The organism is Planctomycetota bacterium (genome assembly GCA_026387035.1).
Lineage (GTDB): Bacteria > Planctomycetota > Phycisphaerae > FEN-1346 > FEN-1346 > JAPLMM01.
The window spans coordinates 1-7,423 of record JAPLMM010000119.1 but is presented as its reverse complement, the minus strand read 5'-3'; the positions used below and the strand labels follow the sequence as shown (position 1 = coordinate 7,423).

At 68.7% G+C, this 7,423-nt stretch carries 8 protein-coding genes and 1 pseudogene; 5 read left to right on the top strand and 4 right to left on the bottom strand.

What is annotated here, in order from left to right; all coding sequences use genetic code 11:
- Positions 1-295 precede the first annotated feature (295 nt).
- From leuC to galK, 4 genes and pseudogenes are all read right to left on the bottom strand, one after another.
- Positions 296-1,561, bottom strand: a complete 1,266-nt coding sequence (gene leuC / locus NTX40_04100) for a 3-isopropylmalate dehydratase large subunit (GenBank protein MCX5648266.1) — start codon at positions 1,559-1,561, stop codon at positions 296-298.
- A gap of 179 nt (positions 1,562-1,740) precedes the next feature.
- Complete coding sequence (locus NTX40_04095; protein MCX5648265.1) at positions 1,741-2,049, bottom strand: hypothetical protein; 309 nt, start codon at positions 2,047-2,049, stop codon at positions 1,741-1,743.
- Positions 2,050-2,201: 152 nt separating this feature from the next.
- Complete coding sequence (gene trpD, locus NTX40_04090; GenBank protein ID MCX5648264.1) at positions 2,202-3,227, bottom strand: anthranilate phosphoribosyltransferase; 1,026 nt, start codon at positions 3,225-3,227, stop codon at positions 2,202-2,204.
- A gap of 24 nt (positions 3,228-3,251) precedes the next feature.
- Positions 3,252-4,355, bottom strand: a pseudogene (gene galK, locus NTX40_04085) (galactokinase).
- Between the two features lie 191 nt (positions 4,356-4,546).
- On the opposite strand from galK, the gene NTX40_04080 reads away from it, so the two are divergent.
- From NTX40_04080 to NTX40_04060, 5 genes are all read left to right on the top strand, one after another.
- A complete protein-coding gene (locus NTX40_04080; protein ID MCX5648263.1) occupies positions 4,547-4,774 on the top strand; it encodes a hypothetical protein in 228 nt (75 codons plus the stop codon).
- A 10-nt stretch (positions 4,775-4,784) separates the two neighbouring features.
- Positions 4,785-5,702 (top strand): tyrosine recombinase XerC, encoded by a 918-nt coding sequence (gene xerC, locus NTX40_04075; protein MCX5648262.1) that lies wholly within the window; start codon positions 4,785-4,787, stop codon positions 5,700-5,702.
- Positions 5,703-5,745: 43 nt separating this feature from the next.
- Positions 5,746-6,447, top strand: coding sequence for a Crp/Fnr family transcriptional regulator (locus NTX40_04070; GenBank protein MCX5648261.1), 702 nt, complete (start codon positions 5,746-5,748; stop codon positions 6,445-6,447).
- A 128-nt stretch (positions 6,448-6,575) separates the two neighbouring features.
- Positions 6,576-6,968 (top strand): ferredoxin, encoded by a 393-nt coding sequence (locus NTX40_04065; GenBank protein MCX5648260.1) that lies wholly within the window; start codon positions 6,576-6,578, stop codon positions 6,966-6,968.
- Between the two features lie 17 nt (positions 6,969-6,985).
- Positions 6,986-7,375, top strand: coding sequence for a carboxymuconolactone decarboxylase family protein (locus NTX40_04060; GenBank protein MCX5648259.1), 390 nt, complete (start codon positions 6,986-6,988; stop codon positions 7,373-7,375).
- The last annotated feature ends 48 nt before the right edge of the window (positions 7,376-7,423 follow it).

The window sequence follows — 7,423 nt, the reverse complement described above, 5'->3', positions numbered from 1 at the left end:
ACCTTGGCGACCTCTTCGCCGGTGATGTGCTCGGCGGCCGCCACCTCCTGAGCGGTGTACCGCGCGGGGTGGTGGCGCAACTGAAACTTGACCTTCTCTCGCTTCAGAAACTTGGCGACGTCCATGGCTTGTCTCCTTTCCGGCGCGGTGGCCGACTCTTCTTCTCTATTATAACTCAGCCTCCCGGCGATTCCTCTTTCCGCTCGGCGCAAGGGGCGCGCAAACGGTTCAAGGGTTCGCCGTGGTTGAACATGCCAAGCGTCTCCTCTTAGGCCCGGCCGGCAAGAGGCGACTCTCAGCCGGCGACCTCGTCCGGGTGCGCGATGCGCCCGAGGACGGCGCTGGCGGCCGCCACCGCCGGGTTCGACAGGTACACCTCGCTCTTCGGGTGGCCCATTCGGCCGGTGAAGTTGCGATTGGTGGTCGCGAGGGCGACCTCGCCTTCCGCGAGGACGCCCATGTGGCCGCCGAGGCACGGCCCGCAGGTCGGCGGCGAGACGACCGCGCCGGCCTCGAGGAAGATCTCCAGATACCCGGCCCGAAGCGCCTCGCGCTCGATGGTCGGCGTCGCGGGGAAAACGAGGCAGCGGACGCCGTCGGCCACCTTGCGGCCTTTGAGGATGCGCGCGGCGACCGCCAGGTCCGACAGGCGCCCGTTCGTGCACGAGCCGATCACCACCTGGTCCACCCGAACGTCCTTGAGGTCCCCGACGGGCTTGACGTTCTCGGGCAGATTCGGGCACGCGACGAGCGGGCCGACACCCGTCACGTCCCACTCGAAGGAGACGGCATACGCGGCATCGGCGTCGCTCGCGTAATAGCGGGCCTCGCGTTCGAGGCGGCCTTCGACGTAGGCGCGCGTGACCGCGTCGGGCGCGATGATGCCGTTCTTCGCCCCGGCCTCGATCGCCATGTTGCACATGGTGAACCGGTCGTCCATCGGGAGGGCCTCGATGACGGGGCCGGCGAACTCCATCGCCCGGTACATCGCCCCCGAGACGCCGATCTCGCCGATGGTGTAAAGGATAAGGTCCTTGCCCGAGACCCAGGGCCCGCGCTTGCCGGTGAAGACGAAGCGCAGGGACTCAGGCACGCGGAGCCAGACCTTGCCGGTGGCCATCGCGGCCGCCAGGTCCGTCGAGCCGACGCCGGTGGCGAAGGCGCCGAGGGCGCCGTAGGTGCACGTATGGCTGTCGGCGCCGATGACGAGGTCGCCGGGGCCGACGACGCCTTGCTCGGGCAGGAGGGCGTGTTCGATGCCGACCTGGCCCACCTCCCAGTAATGGGTGAGGCGGTGGCGTCGGGCGAAGTCGCGGAGGACCTTCGCCTGCTGGGCGCTCGCGATGTCCTTATTGGGCGTGAAATGGTCCGGCACGAGGGCGACGCGCTCGCGGTCCCAGACGCGTTCGATGCCGGCCTCGGCCAGCCGCTCGATCGCGATCGGCGCAGTGATGTCGTTGCCGAGGGCGATGTCCACATCGGCGTAAACGAACTCGCCCGGCCGGACGGCATCGCGTCCGGCGTGGGCCGCGATGATCTTCTCCGTGATGGTCATCGGCATGGCGGTCGTTGTCTCCGCATGTCTTGCGGCCGGCGGTTGCACATGCCCGTGTGGCACGGCCGGTCTTGTCCGGCCGTGCGCGGCGCACGGCGGGGCAAGGCCCGCCGTGCCACACAACAGAATGCCAAAGGATCCTTCAAAAAAACGGGCCTAGTTATTCCCGAACGGCACGCGCCGGCTCAATTGTTTCCGAATCGGACCCTTCGGTTCGCCCCGCGCGAGAGCGGATCCTCGACGTAGCGCGCCTGGCACGCCGGGCAAAGGTCGAACCGGAAGGTCTTGTGAACCTGGTCCTCGAGTTGCTCGGCGTCCATGTCGGCCATCTGCTCCAGGAGTTCCTGGACCTCCTCGCTCTTGTCCTCGGCGAGGTCCGCGTCGGTGATCTCCATCGGGTCGTAGGCCGCGTACACCTCGACCTTGACAACGTAGCGGGTGTCTTCGTCGGCCAGGAGCGGCTTGCTGCACATGTCGCAGGTATAGTGGATCATCGCGCGCCCTCGCTCCGCAATGCCTGGGCCGTGCACCGCAGGTTCTTTCGACGCCGCGGGCCGGCCAGCGGACAGGACCCCTCGCCGCCCCTAAGAATACCAGCGCGGCGGGGCGGCGTGCAAAGCGATTCTCGTTCGCGCCGGAGGCTGGGTCAATCCGCCGATCGGCTCAAGGCGACCAGGGCCTCGAGGGTCCGGCGAGCGGCGCCGGAGTCGACAGCCTCGGCCGCCCGGGCAACGCATTCGGCCGGGGTCCGCGCCAGGCCCGCCACGTAGACGGCGGTTCCCGCGTTGGCGAGGACGACGTCGCGTCTCGGCCCTTTTTCGCCGGCCAGGATCTCGCGGATAATCTCGGCCCCTTGTGCCGGCGTCTCGACGCGCATGTCCCCCAGGTCGCTTTCCGGGAGTCCCAGGTCGGCCGGCGTGAGGTCGTACTCCCGGATGCGTCCGCCTTTGACCTCCGCGACGTGCGTCGGCCCCGAGAGAGTGATCTCGTCCAGGCCCTCGGAGGAATGGACCACCAGCGCGTGCTCGACCTGGAGGCGGAGCATGACCTCGGCGATCAGGCGGACGAGGTCCGGCGCGAAGACGCCCATCACCTGACGCCGCGCCCCCGCCGGATTCGTCAGCGGGCCGAGCACGTTGAAAACCGTCGGGATGCCGATGTCTTTGCGGACAGAGACCGCATGCTTCATCGCCCCGTGCAGAAGCGGCGCGAAGAGGAATCCGATACGCGCCTCGCAAATCGAGCGGGCGACCACTTCCGGCGGCGCCTGAACGTTGACGCCGAGCGCCTCCAGCACGTCGCTCGAGCCACACCGGCTCGTCGCACCCCGGTTGCCGTGCTTCGCGACGTACGCCCCGGCGCCGGCCGCGACGATGGCCGCGCACGTCGAAACGTTGAACGGCTTTCGGCCCGTGCCCCCCGTGCCGCACGTGTCGATGACCGGAAGGTCGCCGACGTCGATGCGCGTGGCCTTCTCGCGCATGACGAGGGCGGCGCCGGCGATTTCGTCGGGCGTCGGGCCCTTGATGGAAAGGGCCACGAGGTAGGCGGCGACCTGGGCGGGGGTCGCCCGGCCTTCCATGATGAGGCGCATCGCCTCGCGCGACTCCTCGAGCGAGAGGTCCTCGCCTCGCGACAACTTCTGAATGAATGGGATCATGGCTTTCCCCATTATACTTCGACGGCGGCGCACGGCGGCCCGGAGCGGCTCGACCGCCTCCGGCCGCGCGAGCGTCACCGTGCACCCGCCAAATCCTGCGCCCGTCAGGCGCGAGCCGAGGACGCCCTCGACGCCGCGCGCAATCTCGACCAAGAGGTCCAACTCCGGCCCGCTGACCTCGTAATCGTCGCGCAGGGAATCGTGGCTCGCGTTCATCCGTTCGCCGAAGCGCGCCAGGTCCCCGGCCTTCAGGGCCTCGGCCGATTCGAGCACCCGCGCGTTTTCGGTAATGACGTGGCGGCATCGGCGGCGGATGACCTCCGGCAGGCGATCCGCGTGCGCCTCGAAGAGCGCGAGCGACACGTCGCGCAACTCGCGAATGTCCGCGTCGAACTCGCGCAGGCGCTCGGCGCCTTCCTCGCACTGTCGGCGTCGCTCGTTGTACGCGCCGGACGAGAGCCGACGCTTGACCCCCGAGTCGATGACGACCACTTTCGCCTCGCGCGCCGGGAGCGGGACGGCCTCAAACGAAAGGTCGCGGCAATCGAGCACCAGCGCGTGCCCCGCCCGGCCGTGAAGGCTGACGAACTGGTCCATGATGCCGCAGCGGACGCCGACCCGGTGCTCCGCCTCCTGGCACAACTCGGCCAGGCGCTCCGCCGACAGACCGTGCGCCTCGGCAAGAACGGCGGCCGGCGCGGCGGGCACGTCCGGCCGGGCCGCCACCAGCAGCGCCAGCGCCGACGCCACTTCATAGGCCGCGCTCGACGACAGGCCCGAGCCGACCGGCACGTCGCCGTCCACGACGGCCCGGAATCCGCGAAGCACAATCCCCTCCTCCGCGAGGACCTCGGCTACCCGGATCGGGTAGCGGAGCCAGTGCGGCGCTCCGGCAGGCTCCGCCTCCCCCAGACGGAACTCCGCCCGCTCGTCAAACTGGACCGACCAGAGCGCAACGACGGGCCGGTCGTGCGGCACGAGGGCGATGCGGACGGCCCGGTCGAGCGCCATCGGCATCACGAAGCCGCCGCTATAGTCCGTGTGCTCGCCGATGAGGTTCACCCGGCCGGGAGCGCGGACCACCCGCACGGGCCCGGAGTCGCCGAAAACGTCGCGAAATCGGGCGGCCAGATCGGCCACGGAAGTCCCCTAAAGGATAAGAACCGGCGTCGGCGAGTGTAGGCGCGGGCCTTGCAGGCTGTCAACGCCAAACTCCGCCGGGGCCCCCGGGAAGCGGATTCGCGTAAACCCCGCAGGCCGCGCCTGCCGATAATCCCTTGTGGCGAGGTCGCCCGTGCTGCGCCCCGGCAGGCAGCGGAGGGTCGTATCCCGTGACGAAAGCGAGGGAGGCGTACCAGGTTTCCCTGATGAAGGGACGGGAACGGTTTCTCGTGCGTTGCGGCCCGGGGGACGAGGAAGCGGCCATCGCGCAGTTGATGCACTGGGCCGAGAACCCGGACCTGGATTTCGACTGGTTCGACGCCGCCGTCCTCTCGCGCCAAATCAACCAGCACCTCGTGAGCCGTTCGGTCGAAGGCGAGGACCAAACCGAGGATTGAACGCCGAACGATGGCAAATCCCTTGTTTCAGAAATTCTTGACGTACATCGAGCACGAGCGCAATTTCTCGGTGCACACGGTGCGCTGCTACACGGCTGACCTGGCGCAGTTCGCCGAGTTTCTCTGCAACGGCGCCCCGGAAGACGGCCTCGACGAGCGCGAAGTTTCCGAGCGGATCCGAAAGGTGGCGCCGCTGGACCTGAGGCGGTACCTGGCGGAACTGAAGCGGGCCGACTACAGCCGGGCGACCGTCGCGCGGAAACTCGCGACGCTCCGCTCGTTCTACAAGTTCCTCGCCCGCTCTGGCGAAGTCTCCCGCAACCCCGTCAAACTCATCCGCACGCCGCGACAGGAACGCCGGCTCCCGAAGTTCCTCCAGCCCGGCGAAGTCGAACGCCTGCTCGCCGCGACGAAGGGCGACGACTTGCTCGCTCTGCGCGACGCCGCGATCCTCGAGGTGCTCTACTCCACCGGCATGCGCGTCTCGGAACTTGTGGCGATGGACCTCGAGCACGTCGATCCGATCGGCGAAGTGGTCCGGGTTCGCGGCAAAGGGAAACGCGAGCGCCTCGCGCCGCTCGGGTCCTACGCCCTGCGGGCGCTCGAGCGATACCTGGCGGCCCGGGCCGACGCCGGACCCATCGATAAGAAAGCCGTCTTCGTCAACCGCCACGGGCGACGCCTGAGCACCCGGAGCGTCCGGAGGAAACTGTCGAAGTACCTCGCGATCGCCGGTCTCGACCCGAAGGTTTCGCCGCACACCCTGCGCCACTCATTCGCCACCCACATGCTCGAGCGCGGGGCCGACCTGCGGGCCGTCCAGGAACTCCTGGGCCACCGAAGCCTCTCGACGACCCAAATCTACACGCACGTCACGGCCGGCCGGCTGAAGGAGATTTACGAGTCGGCCCACCCGCGGGCCAACTGAGCCTCCTGTTGACCCCGCCATTCCCGCCGAGTACAACAGCCGTATGGCCATCGCCGAGATGCTCAAGCACGTGGCGCTGTTTGCGGGGCTCGATAAGGCCGCGCGCGAGTCCGTGGGGCGGCTGGCCGTCGAGCGGCGCGTCCCGGCCGGCCAGGTCCTCTTTCGCCAGGGCGAACCGGCCGACGGCTTCTACGTCGTACTGGATGGAAAGGTGAAGGTGTACAAACTGGCGCCGGACGGGCGGCAGCAGATCCTGCACGCGTTCGGGCCGGGCCAAGCGTTCGCCGAAGCGGCAATGTTCGCGGGCGACTCTTTCCCCGCGTTCGCCGAGACGCTCTCCGAGAGCCGGCTTGCCTTCTTCCCGCGGGGGGCGTTCCTGAAGGAACTGGGGCGGAACCCGGCCCTTGCGGCCGGGCTGATCACGTCGCTCGCGCGCCTTTGCCACCAGTTGGCCGGGCTCGTCGGGCAACTCGCCCTGAGCGGCGTCTCGGGCCGGCTCGCGCGGTACGTGACGGACCTGGCGCGCCGCAAGGGCGTCGCGCTGGAGAAGGGCGCCCAAGTGCGGCTCGACCTGGCGAAGGGGGAACTCGCGCACCACCTCGGGATTGCCCCGGAAACCCTGAGCCGGGCCCTCGGACGCCTCGCCGCCCTCGACCTGGTGGAAGTGGACGGCCCGGTGCTGACGCTTCGCAATCCCGCGGGCCTCCAGGCCCTGGCCAGCGGTTTCACGCCCGAGGCCGACTGAGCCGATTGCCCCTTTCCGCCCCCGAGAATCCCTGCTGGCAAAAATGCCACGACTTGACCTGCGTCAAAGCCTGCCACGGGGGCGCGGCCTATCATGAGGGTGGGATCCGGAACAAAGGAGGCAGGCGGATGGCGGCGACCAGGACAGTGAAACGAAAGATCGTCAAAATTGACGAGCGGCTCTGCAACGGGTGCGGGGTGTGCGTCACGCCGTGCGCGGAGGGGGCCATTGAACTCGTGGACGGGAAGGCCCGCGTCGTCCGCGAGGAATTGTGTGACGGGGCCGGGTTCTGCCTGGGCGTCTGCCCGACGGGTGCGCTCTCGATCGAGGAGCGCGAGGCCCCGGCATTCGACGCCGAGGCGGCCCGCGAGCGCGAGGCCGAGCGCGGAAAGACCCTCCTCCAGGAAAAATGTTTCCGCTGCGGCGCGAGCGAGACGGAGGCGGTCCTTTTCCCGTGCCGGACGAACGGCGAATCGAAATGGGTGTGCGTGCGGTGCCTCCCGCCGCTCATCCACGGCTAAAACATGGAGACCATGCAATGAACTGTGAAAAGAAGAAATCTTGTGCCGGCTTCGTGGCGGGGAAGAAGTGCCCGGGCGTCTCGTTGGCGGAGCGGCTGGGCCCGGAGTTCGGCCGGCTCATCGCCGACTATCACGGCCGCATCTGGGGACGCGAGGGCGCGATTCCGCTCAAATACAAGTATCTGATGGCCCTGGCGACGGCCGTCACGGGGCGCGAACCGCAGCGCGCTGTCCTGGAGACGAACAAGGCGCTCGCGCACGGTGCAACGGCCGAGGAGATCCGCGAGGCGCTGGAACTGGCGGTGTGGCTGGGTGGGTCGCCGCTGCTTCTGGAGATCGTCGGTCCGGTGCTGCGGTTCCTCGAAGCGCGTCTGGCGCAGCCGCCGGCGTCCTGCTGCCCGCCGTGAGGGCTCGGAGACGTTTCGCTTGACACCTCTTCGCCCGCCATCTACGTT

Coding starts and splice junctions, on each gene's coding strand:
- leuC (MCX5648266.1), bottom strand. CDS start 1,561: ATGCCGATGACCATCACGGAGAAGATCATCGCGGCCCACGCCGGACGC.
- NTX40_04095 (MCX5648265.1), bottom strand. CDS start 2,049: ATGATCCACTATACCTGCGACATGTGCAGCAAGCCGCTCCTGGCCGAC.
- trpD (MCX5648264.1), bottom strand. CDS start 3,227: ATGGGGAAAGCCATGATCCCATTCATTCAGAAGTTGTCGCGAGGCGAG.
- xerC (MCX5648262.1), top strand. CDS start 4,785: ATGGCAAATCCCTTGTTTCAGAAATTCTTGACGTACATCGAGCACGAG.
- NTX40_04070 (MCX5648261.1), top strand. CDS start 5,746: ATGGCCATCGCCGAGATGCTCAAGCACGTGGCGCTGTTTGCGGGGCTC.
- NTX40_04065 (MCX5648260.1), top strand. CDS start 6,576: ATGGCGGCGACCAGGACAGTGAAACGAAAGATCGTCAAAATTGACGAG.
- NTX40_04060 (MCX5648259.1), top strand. CDS start 6,986: ATGAACTGTGAAAAGAAGAAATCTTGTGCCGGCTTCGTGGCGGGGAAG.